The sequence below is a fragment of the Prosthecobacter sp. genome (assembly GCF_046154365.1).
In the GTDB taxonomy this organism is placed as follows: Bacteria; Verrucomicrobiota; Verrucomicrobiia; order Verrucomicrobiales; family Verrucomicrobiaceae; genus Prosthecobacter.
The window spans coordinates 1-21,963 of sequence record NZ_JBJXFV010000205.1; the positions used below are offsets into that span (position 1 = coordinate 1).

At 60.8% G+C, this 21,963-nt stretch carries 19 protein-coding genes; 7 read left to right on the top strand and 12 right to left on the bottom strand.

Features of this window, described 5'->3' with window-relative positions; genetic code table 11:
• Positions 1–330 precede the first annotated feature (330 nt).
• Positions 331–1,131: a DUF4058 family protein gene (locus ACKVY0_RS26175; protein WP_409217820.1), complete on the bottom strand. Its 801-nt coding sequence runs from the start codon at positions 1,129–1,131 to the stop codon at positions 331–333.
• A 228-nt stretch (positions 1,132–1,359) separates the two neighbouring features.
• Here ACKVY0_RS26175 and ACKVY0_RS26180 point away from each other — a divergent pair, with 228 nt between their 5' ends.
• Positions 1,360–1,482, top strand: coding sequence for a hypothetical protein (locus ACKVY0_RS26180; RefSeq protein WP_409217821.1), 123 nt, complete (start codon positions 1,360–1,362; stop codon positions 1,480–1,482).
• 99 nt (positions 1,483–1,581) lie between these two features.
• Here ACKVY0_RS26180 and ACKVY0_RS26185 read toward each other — a convergent pair whose 3' ends face one another.
• The gene (locus ACKVY0_RS26185) at positions 1,582–2,817 is read right to left on the bottom strand and encodes a hypothetical protein (protein WP_409217822.1); all 1,236 of its coding nucleotides are present in this window, start codon (positions 2,815–2,817) and stop codon (positions 1,582–1,584) included.
• A 105-nt stretch (positions 2,818–2,922) separates the two neighbouring features.
• Here ACKVY0_RS26185 and ACKVY0_RS26190 point away from each other — a divergent pair, with 105 nt between their 5' ends.
• Positions 2,923–4,620 (top strand): 4-alpha-glucanotransferase, encoded by a 1,698-nt coding sequence (locus tag ACKVY0_RS26190; protein ID WP_409217823.1) that lies wholly within the window; start codon positions 2,923–2,925, stop codon positions 4,618–4,620.
• A 413-nt stretch (positions 4,621–5,033) separates the two neighbouring features.
• Here the strand turns inward: ACKVY0_RS26190 and hrpB are convergent, their stop codons facing one another.
• The 4 genes from hrpB to ACKVY0_RS26210 form a co-directional block, all read right to left on the bottom strand.
• Positions 5,034–7,595: an ATP-dependent helicase HrpB gene (hrpB, locus tag ACKVY0_RS26195; protein WP_409217824.1), complete on the bottom strand. Its 2,562-nt coding sequence runs from the start codon at positions 7,593–7,595 to the stop codon at positions 5,034–5,036.
• Positions 7,596–7,721: 126 nt separating this feature from the next.
• Positions 7,722–8,321 carry a hypothetical protein gene (locus tag ACKVY0_RS26200; RefSeq protein ID WP_409217825.1) on the bottom strand — a complete coding sequence of 200 codons (600 nt, stop codon included), beginning with the start codon at positions 8,319–8,321 and terminating at the stop codon, positions 7,722–7,724.
• 163 nt (positions 8,322–8,484) lie between these two features.
• Positions 8,485–9,762: a cation:proton antiporter gene (locus ACKVY0_RS26205; protein WP_409217826.1), complete on the bottom strand. Its 1,278-nt coding sequence runs from the start codon at positions 9,760–9,762 to the stop codon at positions 8,485–8,487.
• Positions 9,763–9,842: 80 nt separating this feature from the next.
• Positions 9,843–13,388 carry a hypothetical protein gene (locus ACKVY0_RS26210; protein WP_409217827.1) on the bottom strand — a complete coding sequence of 1,182 codons (3,546 nt, stop codon included), beginning with the start codon at positions 13,386–13,388 and terminating at the stop codon, positions 9,843–9,845.
• Between the two features lie 121 nt (positions 13,389–13,509).
• On the opposite strand from ACKVY0_RS26210, the gene ACKVY0_RS26215 reads away from it, so the two are divergent.
• Positions 13,510–14,409, top strand: coding sequence for a LysR substrate-binding domain-containing protein (locus ACKVY0_RS26215; RefSeq protein WP_409217828.1), 900 nt, complete (start codon positions 13,510–13,512; stop codon positions 14,407–14,409).
• A 217-nt stretch (positions 14,410–14,626) separates the two neighbouring features.
• Positions 14,627–16,444, top strand: a complete 1,818-nt coding sequence (locus tag ACKVY0_RS26220) for a glycine--tRNA ligase (protein ID WP_409217829.1) — start codon at positions 14,627–14,629, stop codon at positions 16,442–16,444.
• Between the two features lie 64 nt (positions 16,445–16,508).
• On the opposite strand, the gene ACKVY0_RS26225 is transcribed toward ACKVY0_RS26220, so the two are convergent.
• The gene (locus ACKVY0_RS26225) at positions 16,509–17,021 is read right to left on the bottom strand and encodes a hypothetical protein (protein WP_409217830.1); all 513 of its coding nucleotides are present in this window, start codon (positions 17,019–17,021) and stop codon (positions 16,509–16,511) included.
• Between the two features lie 264 nt (positions 17,022–17,285).
• Between ACKVY0_RS26225 and ACKVY0_RS26230 the strand changes: the two genes are divergently transcribed.
• Positions 17,286–17,420: a His/Gly/Thr/Pro-type tRNA ligase C-terminal domain-containing protein gene (locus ACKVY0_RS26230; protein ID WP_409217838.1), complete on the top strand. Its 135-nt coding sequence runs from the start codon at positions 17,286–17,288 to the stop codon at positions 17,418–17,420.
• Positions 17,421–17,638: 218 nt separating this feature from the next.
• Positions 17,639–18,262: a hypothetical protein gene (locus ACKVY0_RS26235; protein WP_409217831.1), complete on the top strand. Its 624-nt coding sequence runs from the start codon at positions 17,639–17,641 to the stop codon at positions 18,260–18,262.
• A 227-nt stretch (positions 18,263–18,489) separates the two neighbouring features.
• Here ACKVY0_RS26235 and ACKVY0_RS26240 read toward each other — a convergent pair whose 3' ends face one another.
• The gene (locus ACKVY0_RS26240; RefSeq protein WP_409217832.1) at positions 18,490–18,777 is read right to left on the bottom strand and encodes a hypothetical protein; all 288 of its coding nucleotides are present in this window, start codon (positions 18,775–18,777) and stop codon (positions 18,490–18,492) included.
• Positions 18,778–18,998: 221 nt separating this feature from the next.
• Complete coding sequence (locus tag ACKVY0_RS26245) at positions 18,999–19,202, bottom strand: ribbon-helix-helix domain-containing protein (protein ID WP_409217833.1); 204 nt, start codon at positions 19,200–19,202, stop codon at positions 18,999–19,001.
• Positions 19,203–19,361: 159 nt separating this feature from the next.
• Between ACKVY0_RS26245 and tnpA the strand changes: the two genes are divergently transcribed.
• Complete coding sequence (gene tnpA, locus ACKVY0_RS26250) at positions 19,362–19,814, top strand: IS200/IS605 family transposase (RefSeq protein WP_409217834.1); 453 nt, start codon at positions 19,362–19,364, stop codon at positions 19,812–19,814.
• A 296-nt stretch (positions 19,815–20,110) separates the two neighbouring features.
• On the opposite strand, the gene ACKVY0_RS26255 is transcribed toward tnpA, so the two are convergent.
• The 3 genes from ACKVY0_RS26255 to ACKVY0_RS26265 all read right to left on the bottom strand — a co-directional run bounded on the left by ACKVY0_RS26255 (position 20,111) and on the right by ACKVY0_RS26265 (position 21,780).
• The gene (locus ACKVY0_RS26255) at positions 20,111–20,737 is read right to left on the bottom strand and encodes a hypothetical protein (protein ID WP_409217835.1); all 627 of its coding nucleotides are present in this window, start codon (positions 20,735–20,737) and stop codon (positions 20,111–20,113) included.
• An 18-nt stretch (positions 20,738–20,755) separates the two neighbouring features.
• Positions 20,756–21,100, bottom strand: coding sequence for an ArsR/SmtB family transcription factor (locus ACKVY0_RS26260; protein ID WP_409217836.1), 345 nt, complete (start codon positions 21,098–21,100; stop codon positions 20,756–20,758).
• 497 nt (positions 21,101–21,597) lie between these two features.
• A complete protein-coding gene (locus ACKVY0_RS26265; protein WP_409217837.1) occupies positions 21,598–21,780 on the bottom strand; it encodes a hypothetical protein in 183 nt (60 codons plus the stop codon).
• Positions 21,781–21,963: the final 183 nt, after the last annotated feature.

Genomic DNA, 21,963 nt, shown 5'->3' on the forward strand with positions numbered 1-21,963 from the left:
TGTCGTTGTAGCCTGGCTCTCCAGAGCCGGGAGCGTGCGTCCTTATTGCTTGCGAGAGCATCCAGAACTCGTCTCTGGCCGCGCAGCGAAAGGCAAGCTATACCTCCCGTCATTAAGTTTTGTGAAAACCACGGATTACTTCCCGCAGATTCAGGGAGGCCCACAGATTGGTTTCAGAAGAAATCTGCGGGCCTCCCTGAATCTGTGGGAAATCACAAATCATGATGACGCAAAGTATACCGCCACCATGCAGGCATCCCGCGCATCCAGCCAGTTCTCCACCCGCAGGCCGGGGATTATATCAAAGGGCGGCTCGTTGCTGGCGGGAGATTACCGCAGGCCCGCCGCCCGCAGGCGCTCGGCCACCCAGCCGGCATCTTCCGCATCGAGCGGTGGCTCGGGGTCGGCAGTGTGGTCCGCCTGCCAGTAGCGGCCCATTTCGTAGCAGCGGTCGATGAGTGGCTGGAGATCGACGCTGACATCCGCATCCGTGGGGCGCAGCGGAATCTGGATGACTGGCAGCCGCTGGCGCAGGCCGATGCGGTAGAGTTCGCGCTGGTCCGGCTCACTCTGGCGCACCACGCACACATGGTAAGGCACCGGACGCCGCCCTTGGAACGCACGCTCCGGCACGGGCAGCACATTCTGCCCGCTGCGGAGCAAGTCGATGACGACGAGGTTGATGCCGGCCTCCAGGTAATCCTCCTGCTTGCGCAGGTAGCGTCCGCGCCCGTCGCTGCGCTTGTTCACGGGGCTGAGGATTTCGATCAGGGTGATGATCTTGCCGTCGCGGTTCTGGATTTCCAGCCAGCGCCGCGTGATGGGCACCACGCGGATGATCTCCGGCTTGATCGCCAGTTCGCCTTCTGCTGCAGGCGTGTCCGGCGTCCAAGCGGGGGCGATGCCCTGCTTCCATGATTCGCTGACCGCAACATCCGTCCGGTAAAAGCGTGGCTCCGTTTCTTCCCACACATCCACTTCGATGGCCTCCTCCGCATGTGCCGCCAGGCCGGACGGCAGCTGCGTGGCGATGCTGTCTTTGATGTAGCTGATCAAGGATGTATGCACATCCGGCCAGCGCCGCTCGAGATACGGATTCATGCCGGGGAAAGGATTCGTGGGCGAAATCATGCGGGGATGATAGCCACAGGCATCCTTGCGGCAAGACGGTTGATGCGCGGTGCAAAGACTCCTTGATCCCTGGCGGTGCTTTCAACAGAAGCCACGCCTGATGAATCCTCACCGCACCATGATCATGCCGCAGCACGTCGGTGCGTCGGTGCGTCGGTGCGTCGGTGCGTCGGTTAATTCGCGGTTGAACGCGATCACGGCACTTTCAAGCGGAAAGCCACGCGCGTCATGGACGCTGTTCCAGGCACGGCTGTGCCTGCGCGACCTCTCACCCCGCGTGTCGAGATGCCTGAAGACCTGCGCAAGCGTGCCGAGAAGCCGATCTTGCGCATGCTGGAGCCTTCGTTGTAGCCTGGCTCTCCAGAGCCGGGAGCGTGCGTCCTTATTGCTTGCGAGAGCATCCAGAACTCGCCTCTGGCTGCGCAGCCGCGAAGCGAAAGGCAAGCTACGCTACCGCCACCACGCTGGCAGATCCGTCATCGTCTCCTTGAGGATGGCACGAATCGCCAACCGTTCGGCGGAAGCAAGGTGCGCGTGTTGCGCATCGGGCTGCTCGCGCAGGTAGAGGGCCATGTGGTAATAGACGCGCTCCTTCAGCTCCTTTGGGGCGTGTTTCCAGGTGTCGGTGTAGAGCATGAAGCTGCAGCGGTGCTTGAACATGCGGGTCTTCATGTCCAGATCCTTCAAGGACAGGCCCGTCTTGGTCATCTTGCGGTCGCGCAGGAAATCCTTTACGTAGGCCGGATCGCCGACCATGCCCTTGCTCGGAAACTTCGCTTCATCCGCAAAGACGATGTAGCGCGCGAGTTCCTGCGCCCGTTCTTCGATCTCCGCCTTCGCTGCGGCTCCCAGCATGTTTTTGTTCTCGCTCTTGAGCTGGCGCACGGTGTAGATCGCATAGACCAGCCGGTTCTCGAAGCCCATTTGATGTTCGTTGACGAGATTCGGCAGGATGTCGCTCGTCGGCAGCAGATGCAGGCTTAAATCCGAGTTCTGTCCCGGTGGCACCGGTGTGATCACATTTTTTCCGTTCGTTGGGACGCCCATCACGTTCGCCCGGTTGTTGGTGATGTTGTGCTCGCCGGTCAGATGCCAGCCTCCAAAACGATTCTCCAGAGGGATCTGATGGCCCTGCTCATCGCGCCGAAACGTCTCCAGGCTCGATCCCGCACGCGAAACGAGCAGCGACTCCGCGATCAAGCCTGGTAAGCGTCGTGTCGCATTGCCCGCGTGGCAGTTCATGCATTTCGTCGAACGCGTCACATTCGGCACCGGGCCACCGGGGCGCAGACGGTCGAAGACATAAAACATTGGCCCCATCTCGGGATCGGCGGCGATGATTTCCACCAGTCCACCCGGCACCCAGCCGATGTAAGTGTCCTCGTTGAAGTACAGCGCACGCGGATTGCGCGGATTGATGATCTCGCTTTGCAGGGAACTCGCGGAGAACACCATGATCTGCGAGGTGATCGGGATGTTCAGCGCCTCCAGCAGGCTGGTAAGGAAGGCCTTGTCGTTCGTGGTGTCGAGTTTCACCTCGCCCTTCTGCGCCTTCTCCTGCAATTCGGCGAAGCGGTCCTTCGGCTTCCAGTCGAGATATGAATGCGGGGCGGCTTTGAAGTCGATGACGCGTGGCTCCTTCGTCTCCGCAGCCGGGGCGGCGGAGATCGTCAAAAACAACAGCATGATCAGGGAACGGGAACGCATCGTGCTCTATACGCTTGCCAAGTTACCCAAATCGCACCAGACAACCACCAAACATTCGTCATTCTGGCTTAGTCACCTCTCACCATGCCCACCATTCAGCCACGCCGTGCTGGCATCCTCATCCCCGTCTTCGCCCTTCGCACGCCCGATGATCTCGGCATCGGCGACATTGGCGGCGTGCGTCAGCTCATCGACTGGGCGGCGGAGACCGGCCTCGGCTTCGTGCAATTCCTGCCCATCAACGCCACTGGCAGCGACAGCAGCCCCTACAACGCCATCAGCTCCGTCGCACTCGATTATCTCACACTCGAACTCACGCCTGCCGCCATCCCCGAGCTGGACGACAAATTCTGCCGCACCATCACCGGCATCCTCCGCGCCGACCTGCTGCGCCATGGCTCGGTCAACTACCCCAAGGTGCGTCGTTTGAAAAACACCCTGCTGCGTCGTGCCTTCAGTCAGATCGAGACGCAACCGCAGCGCCTCGCGGAGTTTGAAGTCTTCTGCGAGCAGGAGGCCGGCTGGCTGGATGACTTCTGTCTCTTCAAAGTGCTCATGGACGAGCACGGGCATGAAGACTGGACGAACTGGCATGAAAACCTCAACACGGCGGTCAAAGCCCGTGCCTGGCGTGATGCGCAAGGCGACGAGATCGACGACCGCAGCCTGTTCCATGCCTATGTGCAATGGCTCTGCTTCAGCCAGTGGCGCGAACTGCGCGCCTACGCGAACGGGAAGGGCATCAAGCTCATGGGCGACATCCCTTTCGGCATCTCCTGGTGCAGCGCGGATGTGTTCTTCCAGCCCGAGCAGTTTGATCTCGACTGGTGCGGCGGCGCTCCGCCAGAAACGTACTTCAAGGACGACTACTTCGTGCAGCGCTGGGGGCAGAACTGGGGCATCCCGCATTATCGCTGGGATGTCATGGAGCGCGGCGGCTTCCAGTGGTGGCGGCAGCGCACGCACAAGCTCACCGAAATCTTCGACATCTTCCGCATCGACCACGTCCTCGGCTTCTACCGCATCTACAGCTTCCCGTGGCGGCCCACACGCAATGCCGAGTTCTGCTACCTCAGCGATGACGAAGCCAAAGCGCTCACCGGCGGTCGCCTGCCGCATTTCATCGAGAACGACGACGATACGCCCGAACACAAGGCTGCGAACCTCGCCAACGGCGACAAATACCTGCGCATGATCCTCGCTGCCGCCGCTGGCAAAACCGAAGTCGTCGCCGAAGACCTGGGCACCGTGCCTGATTACGTGCGCCCGCATCTCCTCAGTCTCGACATCCCCGGCTTCAAAGTCAGCCATTGGGAAGATGATGGCAATGGCCGCGTCGTCATGGGCAGCGCGTACGACAACTGCGCCTTCACCACCTTCGCCACGCACGATCACGAGCCGATGAAGACGCACTGGGAGCATCGCCGTCGCGATTCACACAGCCCCGAGGAAGCCGATCGCATTCTCGCCAACAAAGAACTCTGCGCTTTGGCCGACTTCTCCGGCTTGCGTTTCTCCGGCGATGACTGGCCCGAATACGACACACACATCCGCCGTGTCTTGGTCGAGGCCCTGCTCACCAGCAACGCCCGCTACGCCGCCTTCATGCTCACCGATCTCTTCGGCCTCGAAGACCGCTTCAACGTCCCCGGCATCGCCGCCGACAGCAACTGGAGCGCCCGCCTGCCCATGACCGTCGCCGAGATGCGCAACGCCGTGCCATGGAAGGAAGAATGCGACTGGCTCAAGAAAGCCATCAAGCGCACCAAGCGCTCCGCGTAGCCACGTTCCCCGCCTGCATCGCTGCGCGAAGCACTGCGGGCAGGGCCAGAACGTGCCGTAGGATGACTGTGGCGACAGCCCGGTCGTCTGCTTGGGCGTTCGTTGACCTGACGCGCATGCATCAGTCGGGCGGGCTGTCGCCACACCCAACCTACGTCCGCAACCGCCGCCTTCCCGCCGCGTTGAACTTTGCTATGCATCCGCGTCTGTCCTTCCTGCTGCTGTCATCCCTGTTCGTCACACTCATCAGCCACGCCGCTGACTGGCCGCGCTTCCGTGGGCCGAATGGCAGCGGCATCGCCCCTGATGACAATCTACTGCATCGGGGAATAAAGTGGTCCGCACACTCCGTGTGCGGATGGCGAACGTTCAGTGGTTTTCAAACCTGCACAGGGGGACTGCGCGGCCCACTTTCACCGCCACTCGTGCTTCGGATACCGTCCGCGAAGCTGTGCCTTCACCGCAGGATAGCCCTCACGCCAAAACCTGCCGATGTCTCCAGTCGTCTGAATGGGACGTTGCGCGGGTGAGAGCAGATGCACCGTCACGCTGATGCGGCCCGCCGCGACTTTGGGGTTCTCGTTAACATCATACATGTGCTGGAGCACGGCGCTGACGCTGGGGGGCTGCTTCTCGTCATAGACGATGCGGGCGGTCTTGCCGTTTTTGAGGGCGTAGCGTTCGGGGGCGTGTTTTTCGAGCATGTCGCGCTGGGCGTGACTGAGCCATTGATGCAGCGCGGGGAAGACCTCGCGGTCCTTCAGAGCGCGATACGTCGTGCAGCCGTGGCAGAGCTGTTCGATGAGGATGTGGCGATCTTCCTCGCCGATAGGTGGGATTTCGAGGTCGGGCATCCATTTGGAGAGGCAGTTCACGCGGGTGATCCATTGCTCGACCTTGTCGTTCCACAGCGGTAGTTCGAGGCGTCCCGCGATGACTTCGGCGGCGAGGAGGCTGGCGGCCTGCGTTTCATCCGGCTCGCCGCGTTCTTTGCTGGCGAGCACGAGGCTGCGAAAGCGTGTCTCCTCCATGTTCATGACGCGGCGGTTCACGCTGTCGTAGCGGGCGCTGCGGCCGGCAGTACAGTCGCCGGGGAACATCTCGTGCAGCCATTCCTCCTCGATGCGGCTAACGTTGTTGAGCTTCACCGTCAGCGCCTTGCCTTGCACTTCGACAATTTCCGAAGCGACGAGCAAGCGCGGGGCCTTGATGTGCGCGTCCTTGTCGAGATGGCCGGTGTAACCGCCTGCGAGGCGATAAATGCGGCTGCCAGGACTGGTCTCGACGCCGAGGTGATCGCTGAACGCGGCGAGCAGCATCTTCGCCAGCGCTTCGGGATCCGCGACTTCGTCGTTGATGCTCAAACCGGCGCGTTTGGCGAGCTGGAGGAACTGATCGGCACTGCGTGCGGCTTCGCGTGAAGCCATGGCATGAATGCCGTAACGCGCACAGGCATCAGGATCGAAGTTCATCGCCTCCGCCCGCGCAAAGGCGCGCAGGATGGCCTGGAACTCGGTCACATCGCCGTGTTCCCACAGGTCTTCGTTCTTGTGTGACGCGTTGTTTTTACCGACGAGCAGAATGTCGCGTCCCTGCGCTGCCGCCGCGCACAGCGTGGCCTCGCGCAGACATCCAAACTGCGCCGCAGCCAGCAGCATGCGCGCAAAACGCGGATGCAGCGGGAAGCGGCTCATCTGGCGGCCCAAAGCGGTGATGTGGCCGTGTGTATCCGTGGCTCCCAAGTCATGCAGGAGGTCTTCGGCACGCTTGAGCGAGGCCGGCGTGGGTGCCTCGAACCACTCGAACTCGGTCGGACGTGTCTGACTGGTCGGACTCGCCAGACAAACGCGCAGCGCGAGCAGTGCTTCGCTCAAATCGAGGCGCTGCACTTCTGGCAGCTCGCATTCAGCACGCAGCAGGTGCTCGCGCTGTGTCCACAAGCGCACGGCGATGCCGGGGCCGAGTCGTCCGGCACGTCCGGCACGTTGTTCGGCTGAGGCACGGCTGATTTTTTGCACGGTGAGCGTGTTGATGCCGCGCCGGGCATCATAGGCGGCTGTGCGCGCCAGACCACCATCCACCACAGCGCGCACGCCTTCGATGGTGAGTGAGGTTTCGGCGACATTCGTGCTGACGATGATCTTCGGCTGCTCACCGGGCGTGACGGCGGCGTCTTGGTCTTGCGGCGTCAATTCGCCATGCAACGGCACGACACGGCGGCCACGCGCAAAGCTGCGGCCCTGAATCGCGGCGATGGTCTTGCGGATTTCGTGCCCGCCGGGCATGAAAACGAGCATGTCGCCGCTGAAACCGGGTGAATTGGCCAACTCTTCGCAGGCGCGTGCTGCTTGGTCCCAAATCGGCTCTGGGTAGCCTGTTTTGAGCTGAAGCGCGGCTTGGTAGCGCACCTCGACCGGAAACGTGCGGCCTTCGGATTCGAGCAACTTGGATGGCTGCATGAATTCGACGAGCGGTCCGGGCACGAGCGTGGCGGACATGACGATGATCTTCAAATCCGGTCGTCGTGTGCGCTGAAGCTGCCGTGCAAAGGCCAGCACGAGATCACCATCGAGATGCCGCTCGTGGAATTCATCAATGCAGATGCAGCCGACGCGGTCGAGATTCGGATCTTCGAGTATCTGCCGCAGCATCACGCCTTCCGTGACATAGCTCAGCCGCGTCTCGCGACTCGTGACGTTGTCAAAGCGCACTTGATAACCGACTTCACCACCAAGCCGTGCATTGCGCTCGCGTGCGACGCGCTGTGCGAGCATGCGTGCCGCGATGCGGCGCGGTTGTAGCACGATGCAGCGCTTGCCTTCCGGCAGGAATCCCGAGTCGAGCACGAACTGCGGGATCTGCGTCGATTTGCCCGAGCCCGTGGGCGCTTTGATCAGCAGATTCGGCAGCGCCGGGTCGAGCAAAGCGGTGGTGAAGGTCTGGCGGAGTTCAAAGATCGGAAGCGGGGCGGACATGAATGGAATGACGAAGGATGAATGCAGAGCCGAGCAAAGCGAGACAGACTGCCGCAGGCAGCCCGAAGGGAAGCGGCGCGTATCAATGACGAATGATGGCCGCGTGGCGAATCATTCGTGCTGCTTTCAGCCTGGAATGATGGCAGCGAGATCAAAGCCGGGTTTCAAGCGCGGCTGCACGTCGATGGCGCGGATGATGCCATCAGGAGCGATGATGAAATTGCGGTCATGGGTGTCGGCGAGTTCGACGCCGTCGTCACGCTCCCAGAGCAGGCGGGATTCGACCCAGCGGAAGCCGAGTGATTCGAGGAATGCCTCGATTTCCTCCTGCGTGGGAATGAAGCGCACGGGATGCGGATGGATGAAGGGCTGGGAGGTGACGAGGCTGAGGCCCTTGGCACGCGGCCAGATGCCCTCGAACTGCACGTCATCGGCGAAGATGATATTGCTCAGCCGCAGTCGGCGCAGATAGCCTGCGGGTGTGTAGTAGCCGAAGGCACCGAATCCCGCTTCGCCGGGGAAGGTGGATTTCCAGAATCGCCGTCCGGCGGAGTGCTGGAAGACTTCGTGTTCGCGGCCTGATTTGCCGAAATCACGCGGTGGAAGATCGCCATCTTTTAGCAGGCAGCCGCAGCCTGACGCCCACTTTTTGAGCGCTGCGAACTGCGCTCGGCAGCGATCCTCCCACTCTGTAACTTGATCCCGTGGCTGGTCCACATCTGCCACTCGGCGGCTTGCTCGAGGAGTTTTCTGTCGGCGGCTGAGAGCGGCTTGTTCTGCTGCTGCAAGGTCCATATCCGTTGCGCGTCCTCCAGGCTGATGGGCTGTGGGTCAGGGCGGTTCATGGACGAATGGTGGCTTGAAATGGCGAAACTGGCAAGCAGGTGATTCAGCCATTCCCTGGCAGCAACTGCTTCAAATCATCCGGCAGCCAGAGGCGGAGCATGGGGGCGGTGACGGCGGTGGTGAGGAAGCACATGATGACAAACATGGTGTAAAGCGGATCACTCAGCAGGCCGAGGTCTTTGCCGACGCTGATGGCGATGAGGCCCATGAGGCCGCGGGTGTTCATGAGGGCACCGAGGGAGAGGCCCTCACGCCATCCAGCACCGGCCCAGCGGGCACCGAGGGTGCAGCCGCCGAGTTTGCCAAGGATGGCGACGCCGCAGACGAGAGCGCAGCCGATCCAGGCGGTGGTGGTGTCAAAGGAGCCGATGCGGGTGTTGAGGCCGGTGTTGGTGAAGAAGATCGGCACCAGGACGACGATGACGAAGTCGGCGAAGCGCTCACGCCACGCTTTGACGAGCGAGGTTTCGGCATGCAGCACCACGCCGAGTGCGAACGCACCGAAGATGGCGAAGATGCCGAGCTTGTTGGTGATGATGGAAGAAATGAACAGCGTGCAGAGCAGCAACACGAGGAAGCCGGGCGTGAAGGTCTCCGTCTGATGCGTGGCGCACTGTTTGCGCCAGGCTTTGATGATGAGCGGACCGACGACTTTGGCGAGAACGAGGAGATAGACGATGATGAGGACGCTCTGGCCGAGGAAGGGCAGCCAGGAGAAGTTGTCGCCTTGTTTGATGACGGCGGTGGCGATACCGAGCAGCACCCAGCCAACAGCATCGTCGATGGCGGCGGCGCTGATGGCGGTGGCACCGAGCGCGGTGCGCTCCAGCCGCATTTCGAGCAGGATGCGGCCCATGACGGGAAGTGCGGAGATGGCGAAGGCAATGCTGATGAACAGCGTGAAGCCGAACTGCGGCACCGTGGGCGCGAAGGTTTGGTGCAGCCATGGTGCAATCGCCAAGCCGAGTCCCAACGGCGCGAGGATGCCCATGAGTGATGAGGCGATGACGACCTTCGATTTGTCCCGCAGGTGCGAGAAGTCGAACTCCATGCCGACCTGGAACAGCAGCAGGAGCAGGCCGATTTTGGCGATGAGGGCGAGCGAGACTTTGATCTCATCGGGGAAGATGAAGGCGACAAACTCGGGCGCGAACAGGCCGATGAACGAAGGGCCGAGCAGCAAACCGGCGGCGATCTCGCCCAGAACCTGCGGCTGGCCGATGCGGCGGCAGAACCGCCCCATCAGCCATGCGGCGGCGATGATGACGATCCAGCCGATGAGAACGGGAATGAGATGTTCTTCGATCTTGGCGGGGTTCATGAACCGTGAACATGCAGCCTGCGCGACGGTAACGGAAATAGACTTTCGCTATGGCTTTGATGCCGATGTGGCATGCAGCGTCAATAGTCAGCCCGAAGGCGGAAAAAGCCGCAGTTGTCGCTCGCTGGGGTATCGACATCCACGCGCACACGTCCGTCAGGCAGGGTGGTTTCAGTGATGGTTGCGGTGCCGGACCAGGCCGCGTTTTCATTTTTCGCTGCGACTGAATTCCAACTGAAAGGTGTTAAATCAGGCGAGCACTCGATGGTGAGCACGGTTCCCTGCGGCAGTGTGGCGGTGCGGGTGAAGGAGTAGCGCCGCATGGTGCCGCCGCCGGCCACGGATGGCACGCAGCCAGGAGTGGAATCGAGGGCTTTGGGATCACGTCCGAAGAGATGCTCAAAAATATTGGGCAGACCGTTGCCGTTGAAATCTTCCTCAGCGGCGCTGTTCGGTGGCGGCCCTGTTTCTCCCTCCAGCACGGGGAACTGGGCAAGGCGCCAGACGTCATACGGTGTTTGCAGATTGATCGGGTAATAGGCCGAACCTTCCTGCCAAGGGTCGCTGCTGTAGAGAAAGACGGGAAAAATCACCCCCGAGTCGGTGGGGTTCGGTGTCCACTCAAAGGTGTCGCCTGTGGCGATGTCGGTGCTGGTGGCCACGGCGTTGCCATTGCGAGTCAGAGTGCCGTAGGCGTTGAACAGGCGCAGGGGCGTGAGCGTGTCCGCATCAGCATCGGTGGCCGGTCCGGTGACGAGTTGGGCGTAGGTGAAGGACACGGGCTGCGCACGCAGGCCTAGCAGTGTCGCGGGTTGTGGAATGAGCGGGGTGGAGTTCAGCAGCGCAGGCTCCATCGAGTCGCCACCGTTGTTGCGTGCGGCGGTGAGCACGAGGTGGCCTCGATAGGTGCCCATCGGCACGCTGGCGAGCTTGCGTTGCGCGAGGTTGTCAAAAACGAGTGTGCTGCCTTGGCTGGTGCCGTCCGTGCGGTAGAGCCGGGTGGTGCCGATGTTTGAATTGTATTCGCAGCTAGTGAAGTGGAGTTGGCTGCCGAACCCCACGAAAGGGCTGGGCATGCTGGGCTGCGGTGTGGCCCAAAATTGGCTCAACATATTATCAGCGGACGTGTAGCGGAAGAGCAGGCAGTCAAAGTTGCTGGTCAGCGCCATGAAGACCAGCCGGTCCGGCAACACGGCAAGAGTTTCCGGGCAGATGATCAAGGAGGCATTGGCGAGCATGACGGTCACATCCATGCCGTTCGTTCTTAGCAGGCTGCCGGATTGCGACGTGTAGTAGAACCAGCCGTCATACTCGACGCCTGCGGGCTTGTTGCTGACGCGGCTGGTTTCCGGCGTGTCAAAAGTCGAGCTGCTGAAGAACACATTGGGATCATCGACAGTATCAGAATCCCATTGGTACATGAGGTACTGGCTGCCAGTGCCGGGATCGAACCAGAAAATGCAGGCGTCGCCGAGCGCTCCTAGAAGCTGTGGATTGAAGATGGATGAACCGGGAGTCTTGAGAGAGGCGGACGTGCCATCGGTGCTCCAAATGACACGCTTGTCTGTGGGTGAGCTGTCCTCTTGGGCCGTGAAATAGAGGTGGCTGCTGCTGGCGGTGAGTTGCGCGATGCCTTTGCCAGCGGGATCCTTGTAGAAGGGGCTGATGGTCGTTACCGTGAAACTGGAATTGAGTGAGTTCAGACGCTCGATGGTGCTGTTGTGCTCTTCGACAAAGAACAACTGCCCGGCCGCGACTTTGAGTGCCGTGGCGTTGTATCCCGTCGGGCTGCCCACCAATTCGGCGCTGTAGTTTTCGCCGATGATTTCCACCCCGTAGAGCTTCTTCGTGCCAGTGCCGCCCGCTGTGGGGCGAGCGAGCAGGTAAAGGCGTCCTTGGTAGGTCACGAGCTGCTCGGGGTCGTAGAGGTCCGTCACGACCGTGGCGCTGTTTTGCAGACCTGTCGGTGTGGTAAACAACCGCCGGTCATGGCCGTCGTGTCCGGTAAAGAACAGCATGCTTCCTACTTCGGTGAAGTCAGCGCTCAGGCTGGAGGCGTTGCTGGCAAAAGAATCTGATGGCGTGTTCATGGACACAGCGCTTGCCGCATTGTTGGCGTTTGGGAGCCGGTAAAGCGTTGGCTGGGCGTTGGTGTCTCCGACAAAGAGCTGGTCCGAGGTGCCGTAGGGGAAGAAGTTTCGCGGTTTCGCCGATCCACCCGCTGGCGTCGGCACAGTGACCTTCAGGATGTCACCACCGATGACGCGATAAAGCTCTTCCACGTTCGTTTGCGTGGCGATCACGTAGGCGGCGTTTCCCATGGGTGTGGTGGTGCTCGCATTCCAGCTCCGAGAGACCGAGGTGAAGGTCGGTCCCGTGCTAAAGGTGCTGCCCGTTTTGCCGTTGGCATAGCGGATACGAAACAACGTGGATTCTGGTCTCAGGTAGGCGAGTTCCGAGCCGGTGACCAGCGTGGGGAGCGTCGTATTTTGCACGCCCGCATCGCAAAAGCGAAACACGGGCGTGGTTCCCGCCTCGGCATAGTAGAGGTCACGTGCAGAGCCGTTCTGGATCTGGAAGAAGACCCCGGGATTGCCACGGCTCATGATCAAGGCGGTGGGATTGCTGCTGGCCGCGCCAGACGTCACATTCGCTAACAGCGTGGTCGTGCCGCTTGTACCCAGGGTGGTCCATACTTCGCGCCCCTCATTGACCGACGTGGCGGCGAAGCAGATGCGGTCCGTGCCATTGGCGACGAAGTGACTGGGCTGGCTGTCGCCGGATGCACCACCGATGTCGAAAAGCTGGCTTTTGATCCCTGAGGAGATTTGATAAAGCCAAGGCTCCGTGTTTTGGTCAATCCTTTGATAGCAGAGGAAAGTGTTCGTCGCTGCATACACTGGACTCGTTGGCATGGAAGCGGCGCTGGTGCGCAGGGTGTCGATTTTACTGGGGCTGCCGGATTGGCCAGCCCGATAGAGTTCAACGTAATTGCTAGGAGCACCCAGTCCACGCGCCAGGAAGAAGATGATGGGCTGGCCTGCGAGAACCGTGACCTGGGTGATGGAGCCTGCGGCAAAAACGCCGAGCTTTTGCGGAAGACTCGTGCCATTGGTCACCCACAGCTCGGTGGAGACACGTTCGCTCGGATTGGTGCCAGTCGCGTCGGTGGTGAACCAAAGATGGCCATTGCTGGCACCCAGGATCACCGGCGCAGCATGGGAGTGGCCGGGCTGCACCTCGCCGAGGAAGCCGTAGGTGTTGATGTTCGCCGTCGTGTACAGTTCGGGGCCGTGGACGCCGTTGTCGGCCACATAAACGACGTAGCTGCCCACCGTGGTGAACTGAGATGGATTGCTGGACTCAGGCCCTGGCCGCACGTCTTTCCAAAGCGAGGCTGATCCAGAGTAGCGCCAGAGTTCCGTTCCGTGTTCCGTGTCCGCCCCAGAAAAATAGCCGTTGAAGGAATCGCTGGCGCCGGGACCCACGGCAGATTTCTGGATCTGCGCGTTGTTGATGTTGCCGAGGGAAATGAGATTCTGCTGCCCGGCTTGTACGGCGGGGGCGATCAGACAAAAGCTGATCAATAAAGCGAACGGGGCAGAAAGTGGGATCGTGGGTGACATCAAGACGAATGCTGGCTCACTGCTTATCAGACCGGACTCATTCCGCACAGTAAAAAGTGTGTCAAGATAGCGGCAACCCTGATTTGCATCGGAGACATGCAACGGCAGACTGCCTTCAATCATGGAACTGCGACATCTGCGATATTTTCAGGCGGTGGCCGAGGAGCTGAGCTTCTCGAAAGCGGCACGGCGGCTGCGCATCGCGCAACCGGCGCTGAGCCGGGCGGTGCAGGAGATGGAGCGCGAACTGGGCACGCAATTGATCGAGCGCGAACGACGTGCGCCACGGCTGACACCAGCGGGCGCGGTGCTGCTGCATGAGACGGCGTTGATTCTCGAACGGCTGGATGAATCGCTGCGGCGCGTGCGGCGCACGGCGAAGGGCGAGGAAGGGGAGTTGAAGCTCGGCTACATCGGGCCGCCGACGCGGATGTTCCTGTCGCGCTTGCTGAAGGAATACAGGAAGCGCTTTCCACGCGTGACGGTGATCTTGGAAGAGCGCACGCCGGAGCGGGTGTGGGAAATGGTGTCGAAGGGCCGCCTGTCGGTCGGTTTGACGCGCCCGGTGCTCGCGCATGACGCACTGGGCTTGCAAACGCTGCTGCTGCGCGAGGAGAAATTCTGTGCGGCGGTGCCGAAGGATCATGCGTGGGCGCAGATGAAGTCGCTGCCGTGGAAGAAGCTCGCGGGTGAGCCGCTGATCGTGCTGGCGAGGCGTGAGGGTGCGGGTTCGCATGATGCGATCCAGGCTTCGTGCGTGGCGGCCGGTTTTGCGCCGCGTCTGGCGCACACGCCAAGCTTGATCGGCACCATTTTGCAGTACGTCGAGGCCGGCGCGGGTATCGGCGTCGTGCCGGAGAGCACGATGAGCAAGAACATCGCGCTCATCCCGCTGAAACCGCAGCAGACGATCCCGCTGGTGATGGTGTGGGCGAGCGAGGGCGATGATCCGGCGGTGGCGGCGTTTCGCGGGCTGGTGAAGGAATGGCTGCGCGATGGGAAGTTGTGGGCGGCTGGGTAGCAGGATGGAAGAACTGAGAATGGAGGAATGGAAAACTGAAAATGGCCTGACGGGATGCGGCAGCGCCATTCTGCCATTTTCAGTTCCTCCATTCTCAGTTCCTCCATCCCTCAGAATCCCCGCTTGCCCGCACGCCTGCGCAGTGCTCCTTTCGCGCCCCCTTATCGCCGGTGGCAATCCAGTCATTCGGCCAACCCTCATCCTACATCCACCAGCCATGTCCTCCGACCCTAAAGCATCCCAAGCGCAAATGGAGAAGATCGTCTCCCTCTGTAAGCGCCGCGGCTTCATCTATCAAAGCAGCGAGATCTACGGCGGCATCAACGGCTTCTGGGACTACGGTCCGCTGGGCGCGGAGCTGAAGCGCAACCTGCGCACGGCGTGGTGGAACACGATGATGCGCGACCGTGAGGATGTCGTGGGCCTGGATGCCTCGATCATCATGCATCCGGCGATCTGGAAGGCGTCCGGCCATGTGGATACATTCAGCGATCCGATGAGCACCTGCAAAAGCTGCAAGAAGCTGGTGCGCAGCGATCAGGTATGGAGCATGCTCGCGGAGCAACGCTGGGTGCAATCGCTGGCGGAAGTGGCCGATGTGCCCACACAATCGTTCGACGGGCCTGCTTTGCTGCGCTGGGCCGAACGCAAGGGCAAGGATCTTGCCCCGAATCTGGCGCTAGTGCGCAATCCGCAGGTGACACTCAGTTGGTTGGCAGAGCGCTCCGCCGGCTCCAAGGACAATCCCCTGAGCGCCCAGGAGTTCTATCAGTACATCGCCACTGAGCAGAAGGCGGCCACGGGCCTGATCACTCCATGTCCGCATTGTGGTGGAGAGCTGACGGAGCCGCGCCCATTCAATCTCATGTTCGACAGCCATGCGGGTCCGGTGAAAAGCGATGACAACATCGTTTACCTGCGGCCCGAGACGGCGCAGGCGATCTTTGTGCAGTTCAAGAACGTGTTCGACTCCAGCCGTGTGAAGGTGCCGTTTGGCATCGGCCAGATCGGCAAGGCGTTCCGTAATGAGATCACGCCGCGCAACTACACCTTCCGCAGCCGCGAGTTTGAGCAGATGGAGCTGGAGTTCTTCATCCGGCCTGATGAAGTCATCCGCCTCATCTATGGTGAGGTGGCGCAGTGGCATGAGGGGGCCGATCTTGCCGAACCGCAGCCGAACTGGGGCTGGGAGCTGTGGCACCGCTACTGGGTGGACCAGCGCACGAAATTCTATGCTGCGATCGGTCTTGGCAAAGACGTGCTGGATTATTACTGGCAGTCGAAGGACGAACTGGCCCACTACGCCACGGCCACCGTGGACATCCTGTTCAAATTCCCCTTTGGCACCGAGGAGCTGGAAGGCATCGCCGCACGTGGTGATTTCGATCTCACACAGCATCAGAAGCACAGCGGCAAGTCGCTGGAGGTCTTCGATGAAGAACTGCGTGAAGCGGTGAAACAGCTCACCGATGAGCAAAAGAAAACGTTTATTGCCGAAGTACAGGAGGAATGGAATGACCGCAACAAATCCCGTGAGGACGCTGCCATCTTCTGTGACAAGCTGCTGAGCAAGGCCAGCTATCTGCCGCATGTGATCGAGCCTTCCGCCGGCCTGGACCGCCTGGCGCTCGCCATCCTCACCAACGCTTTCTGCGAAGAAGAAAAAGCCGATGTGAATGGCAAGGTGGAGACGCGCACGTTTCTGCGCTTCCACCCACGCGTGGCACCGATCAAAGTCGGCGTGTTCCCGCTGCTCAAGAACAAGCCCGAACTCGTCGCCAAGGCCCGTGAGGTCTATGACATGCTCAAGAAGCACCTGAACTGCTTCTACGACGAAAGCGCCGCCATCGGCCGCCGCTACGCCCGCCAGGACGAGGTCGGCACGCCCTTCGGCGTCACCATCGACTTCGATTCCCTCGGCGAAAAAGGCCCCGAGTTGCTCGATACCGTGACGCTGCGGCATCGCGACAGCAACGAGCAGGAGCGCGTGAAGATCAGCGAGCTGCTTGGGAAGCTGCTGCCGTTGGTGTCTTGATGGCGGTTGCCTCGTAGCGGAACGCGTCAGCGTTCCGAAAGCGGCGGAAGACTCACGTCCGCCGCTACGGCTGCGCCCCAAAAATCTTCGCCAGCGCTTCGCGTGCCGTCCGCCTGACCTTGCCCGACATCCAGAGCGTCGAACGGCTTTCCAAATCGCTCAGCACCTTTTCAGCGGTTGTTTGATCGATGTGGCCGGCAGCAGCGCCAAAGAGGACGACACCGAGCGAGCCCCGTGCCTGGATGCCGAGCGAGACACTGAGCGTGCGGGCTGCAGTGTCGTCCGTGAGGAACACATCGGCCTGAATCTCCTTGGCGTAGGCCAGCGCCTCCGCTTCACCTGCATCGAGCATTCGTGCTTGAGTCCACTGGGCAGCCTGCCTGCTTGCTGCCGAGGAAAGCTGGCAGCGTCGAATCCAAGTAGGGATGCCATGAGCAGAGAAGGCGGGCGCGTGGCGATGCAGCTCGCTCCAGACCTGCGGAGTCACATGGATGGTGCCCCAATGCGCCAGCAGCTCACAGGCGCCCACCTGAAACAAATGCAGCAGGGGCCCTGTGTCTGATACCACCAGGTTCATGCGCGATTCTTCGCCGTATCCAAGGCCCACTCAATGTCGGCCAGTTGATGCTGCTCCTGCAAAGACAGGCGTCCTTGGCTCAGAAAGTCGCGAACGGCAGCGCGGACAGCCTCTGCTTGGTTCTCAAACCAGCCTGCTTCCACCGCAGCATCAAGCTCTGCGGTGAGGGCGTCCGGGAAATCGAGGGTCAGGGTTGTCATATGAGGAAGATACAGCCTGGAAAGTATTCCGCAAGGTGCCGCCAGCCCCCCCTTCGGCGTCACCATCGACTTCGATTCTCTCGGCGAAAAAGGTCCGGAGTTTCTCGATACGGTGACGTTGCGCCATCGTGACACGAACGAGCAGGAGCGTGTGAAGATCAGCGACTTGCTCGGGAAGCTGCTGCCGATGGTGAGCTGATCGAAATCCACGGTTGAAAATCCCGCACAGGAGCGCAGTTTCATCCCATGAAACCGAAAGCCAAACGCCAGAGAGCCGCTTTGCCTGACCTGCGTGGGATCACTTTCCCATTTCGTATCACGGGCGGCAAAAGCCGTTTCACCGACAAACAGATTCAGGATGCGTGGATGCCCATCTTCGAAAAGCTGGGACGAGGTGTCAAAAAATGAGGCCGTTGCATGAAAGCGGGCCATGTGTTCATCAATTGCCCGTTTGATGCGGAGTATGAGCGTATCTTCCACGCGCTCATTTTCACCGTGATGGCCTGCGATTTCGCACCCCGTTGTGCCGTCGAGGAGGACAATGCCATGGAGGTGCGCCTTCACAAAATCGTCCGCATCATCGAGGAGTGTCCGCTGGGCATTCATGACATCTCCCGCACCGAGCTGGACACCATCCATCAGCTTCCACGTTTTAACATGCCGTTCGAGCTGGGCATCTTCATCGGTGCCTCCCATATCCTCAAAACACGCAGATTGAGGCGGCGTGCGCTGGTGCTGGATCGGGATCGCTACCGTTATCAGAAATTTCTGTCCGACATCGCCGGTCAGGACATCCGCAGTCATGATGACAACCCCGGCAAGGCCATTCGTGCCGCACGCGACTGGCTTGCCGCGAACTGTCAGGATCGAAAGCTGCCGTCCACAGGCCTGATTACACGCGAGTTTGAACTGATGACAGCCACGATGACGCCCTTTGTCAAAAGCCTCGGACTGCACGCTCACGACTTGCCCTTTGTGGATTTGAAGCGCGTCATTGGCACCTGGATTGCTCAGTCACCTCTGCGGCGCAGTCTGCTGTGAGTTCATCAGGCACGAAACGCGGCGCCACCATCGACTTCGATTCCCTCGGCGAAAAAGGCCCGGAACTGCTCGATACGGTGACCCTGCGTCATCGCGACAGCAACGAGCAGGAGCGCGTGAAGATCAGCGAGCTGCTCGGGAGCTGCTGCCGTTGGTGTCTTGATGGCGGTTGCCTCGTAGCGGAACGCGTCAGCGTTCCGAGAGCGGCGGAAGACTCACGTCTTCCGCTACGGCTGCGCTCCAAACATCCTCGCCAGTGCTTTGCGGGCTGTTCGTCGAACCTTGCCAGACATCCAGAGAGTCGAACGGCTTTCCAAATCGCTCAGCACCATTTCGGCGGTCGTTTGATCGATGTGGCCGGCAGCAGCGCCAAAGAGCACCACTCCCAGCGAGCCCCGTGCCTGGATGCCGAGCGATACACTGAGCGTGCGGGCCGCAGTGTCGTCCGTGAGGAACACATCGGCCTGAATCTCCTTGGCGTAGGCCAGCGCCTCCGCTTCACCTACATCGAGCACTCGTGCTTGAGTCCACTGGGCAGCCTGCCTGCTTGCTGCTGCGGAAAGCTGACAGCGTCGAATCCAAGCAGGGACGCCCTGAGCAGAGAAGGCGGGCGCGTGGCGATGCAACTCGCTCCAGACCTACGGAGTCACATGGATGGTGTCCCAATGCGCCAGCAGCTCACAGGCACCCACCTGGAACAAATGCAGGAGCGGACCTGTGTCTGACACCACCAGGTTCATGCGCGATTCTTCGCCGTATCCAAGGCCCACTCAATGTCGGCCAGTTGATGCTGCTCCTGCAAAGCCAGACGTCCTTGGCTCAGAAAGTCGCGAACGGCAGCGCGGACGGCTTCTGCTTGGTTCTCAAACCAGCCTGCCTCCACGGCAGCATCGAGTTCTGCCGTGAGGGCATCCGGAAAATCGAGGGTCAGTGTGGTCATGCGAGGAGAATACGACTGCGACAGCATTCTGCAAGGCGGGCGAAAACGGCTCCTCCCCAGCGCCAAAGGCGCGCCCCATACCAGCCTGGGCCAACGGCCCAGGGGACGCCGAAAAAAAACAGGTGAAGGACTGAAAGCCCGCCCCATGCTCAGGCCGCCATGCCGCAGTCCCTCAGCCTCGTCATCGTCCATCTGGTGTTCAGCACCAAGGATCGCCTTCCGCGCTTCGACGCCCCGCTGCGCCCGCACGTTCACGCCTATCTGGCCGAGGTGGCGAGGAACGCGGGTTGTGAAGCCTACCGCGTCGGGGGCGTGGCCGATCATGTGCATCTCGCCATCCGTCTCTCTCGCACCCTGACCATCGCCGGCCTAGTCGAAACCTTGAAGACCTCGTCTTCCAAATGGCTCAAAACCCAATCTGCCGCCTTGAGCGACTTTGCCTGGCAGCGCGGCTACGGCTGCTTCTCCGTGGCTCCCGCAGACCTGATGGCCCTCACGACCTACATCGACAACCAAGAGGAGCATCACCGCAGCCGCACGTTTCAGGAGGAGTATAGGGCGTTCTTGAAAAAATACGAGGTGACCTATGACGAGGCCTACGTGTGGGATTGAGGCGCGGCGAGCATGGGTCGGGCTTTCAGCGCCAAAGGCGCGATCCATACCAGCCTGGGCCAACGGCCCAGGGAGCCGGGAGCGCCGCCGAGATCAGGTGAAGGGCTGAAAGCCCGGCCCATGCTCGCACCGCGTCGGGTTCGCGATCCGGGCGTTGAGAAGAGACGTGTGGCGCGCATGGCTCGGGCTTTCAGCCCTAGACTGGGTTGTTCGTGGTTTCTGCACGCATTCCTGGGCCGTTGGCCCAGGCTGGGATGGGACGCGCCTTTGGCGCTCTGGAAACAGCCATCTCTGTTTCATGGGTTGGGGAACCGCCATTTCAGGTGGGCGGTGTGCGGAATGGCGAGCGAACGTCGTTCATTCTTTTCCTCGGTCACCAGAAGAGCATCTCCATCCCACTGGCAGAATTCGAGATGCGACGAGGTTCCTTGGAAGTGTGCCAGAATCGGCAACGGATCGCTCAATGGCGACGAGAAATCATAAACGCGCAAATCCCATGGACATGCCCAATAGCAGCCGCCTACAGCCAATCGTGAACCAGAGGGAGAGAGATGATAATCCGTCCAGATAAAGTCGTCCTCCGCGTCATAAAAGCTCGCCACTGCTCCCCGGATCAGATCAACAACCGTTGGTCCACCCTGCATTTCCTGAAACAACAGATAATCATCGGCTCCTCGGGAAATCCAGCCTGGGTAAAAATCGCGACTGTCAGTCACCATCTCAACAATCTGGGTTTGATCGCATACACGCCGCGCCACAACACGGAGAATTTGATAGGGCCATTCACGCTCCCCTTTGCCAAGGAGTTCAGTCACTTCGGCGGTATATTTGCCACAGGGGGAGTGATGTGTTTCGATCGAGTGTGGCACCTCTTCGATGCTCAACTGGCTGACTAGCTGACGATGTTCTTCAACGGAATCCATTGGGGAGGACCATACCACTCACCCCCTCACCAAACAATACCCAAAGTCCATCTCCCAGCCGCGTTCCGTCTTCGTCACGGGGATGGCGGGAGCGAGGTGGTAGAGGAGACGGCGGCCGTCTTGCGGGTTCTCCGCCGTCACCACCAGACCGGCGCCGCGCAGATTCGTGAGGTGCTTGAGCGTGGCGTCCAGGCGCTTGCCGACGTTGCCTGCCAGCGCGGTGGCGGTGAGGCCTTGGCCGTGGGCGAGGATTTGGAGAAGCCGCCGGCGGGTGGGATCGCCGAGGGCGGCATAGACGGTATCCGCCGGAATCACCTGAGGTGGCGGCGCGGGCAGGGTGGGAGGCGCGGCTGGTTGGTTCATGGGGTCATTTTGCCTGTTTCGAGCCGTTTGACAAGCCCCTCGGCTCCGCAAGCGGGGTGCCGGAGCCTCCTGACACGCCTGCGGACTCCGCGATCGACGTTCAGGAGACTGCCGACACGCCTGCGGACTCCGCGATCGGGGTTCAGGAGATTGCCGATACGCCTGCGGACTCCGCGATCGGGGTTTAGGAGATTGCCGACACGCCTGCGGACTCCGCGATCGGGGTGCCGGAGCCTCCCGACACGCCTGCGGACTCCGTGATCGGGGTTCAGGAGACTGCCGACACGCCTGCGGACTCCGCGATTGGGGTTCGGGAGACTGCCAACACGCCTGCGGACTCCGCGATTGGGGTTCGGGAGATTGCCGACACGCCTGCGGACTCCGTGATTGGGCTTCGGGAGTCTCCCGACAAGCTGGACGACTCCGCAATCGTGCTGCCGGAGCGGCTTCAGTCTGAAAAAAGGCCTCCTTTTGAGGGGCCGGCGGCATTGTTGCAGCTATTCCTCTGCGCTGAAGTCCACGCGTTCGTAGAGTTCGGTCATGGCGAGATCGATTTCGATCTGCGGGAGGGAGATGATGCCATCGAGGCCGGAGACCCAGCGCAGGCGCCAGGTGCCGTCGTCGAGGCGCTCCTGACTAACTTGGTGGTAAAAGATTGGGGGTAAAAGATGGGGAACCATTGTTTTCTGATCTTTTACCCACCATCTTTTACCAACGGAAAGTTACTCCCGCCTCCTAACTTGGTGGTAAAAGATTGGGGGTAAAAGATGGGGAACCATTGTTTTCTGATCTTTTACCCACCATCTTTTACCAACGGAAAGTTACTCCCGCCTCCACACTTTAGCGCAGCGGAGTTCGGTTAC

Coding starts and splice junctions, on each gene's coding strand:
- ACKVY0_RS26190 (WP_409217823.1), top strand. CDS start 2,923: ATGCCCACCATTCAGCCACGCCGTGCTGGCATCCTCATCCCCGTCTTC.
- ACKVY0_RS26255 (WP_409217835.1), bottom strand. CDS start 20,737: ATGGATTCCGTTGAAGAACATCGTCAGCTAGTCAGCCAGTTGAGCATC.
- ACKVY0_RS26225 (WP_409217830.1), bottom strand. CDS start 17,021: ATGAACCTGGTGGTATCAGACACAGGGCCCCTGCTGCATTTGTTTCAG.
- hrpB (WP_409217824.1), bottom strand. CDS start 7,595: ATGTCCGCCCCGCTTCCGATCTTTGAACTCCGCCAGACCTTCACCACC.
- ACKVY0_RS26180 (WP_409217821.1), top strand. CDS start 1,360: ATGGACGCTGTTCCAGGCACGGCTGTGCCTGCGCGACCTCTCACCCCG.
- ACKVY0_RS26215 (WP_409217828.1), top strand. CDS start 13,510: ATGGAACTGCGACATCTGCGATATTTTCAGGCGGTGGCCGAGGAGCTG.
- ACKVY0_RS26210 (WP_409217827.1), bottom strand. CDS start 13,388: ATGTCACCCACGATCCCACTTTCTGCCCCGTTCGCTTTATTGATCAGC.
- tnpA (WP_409217834.1), top strand. CDS start 19,362: ATGCCGCAGTCCCTCAGCCTCGTCATCGTCCATCTGGTGTTCAGCACC.
- ACKVY0_RS26220 (WP_409217829.1), top strand. CDS start 14,627: ATGTCCTCCGACCCTAAAGCATCCCAAGCGCAAATGGAGAAGATCGTC.
- ACKVY0_RS26205 (WP_409217826.1), bottom strand. CDS start 9,762: ATGAACCCCGCCAAGATCGAAGAACATCTCATTCCCGTTCTCATCGGC.
- ACKVY0_RS26235 (WP_409217831.1), top strand. CDS start 17,639: ATGAAAGCGGGCCATGTGTTCATCAATTGCCCGTTTGATGCGGAGTAT.
- ACKVY0_RS26245 (WP_409217833.1), bottom strand. CDS start 19,202: ATGACCACACTGACCCTCGATTTTCCGGATGCCCTCACGGCAGAACTC.
- ACKVY0_RS26265 (WP_409217837.1), bottom strand. CDS start 21,780: ATGGTTCCCCATCTTTTACCCCCAATCTTTTACCACCAAGTTAGTCAG.
- ACKVY0_RS26185 (WP_409217822.1), bottom strand. CDS start 2,817: ATGCTGTTGTTTTTGACGATCTCCGCCGCCCCGGCTGCGGAGACGAAG.
- ACKVY0_RS26175 (WP_409217820.1), bottom strand. CDS start 1,131: ATGATTTCGCCCACGAATCCTTTCCCCGGCATGAATCCGTATCTCGAG.
- ACKVY0_RS26260 (WP_409217836.1), bottom strand. CDS start 21,100: ATGAACCAACCAGCCGCGCCTCCCACCCTGCCCGCGCCGCCACCTCAG.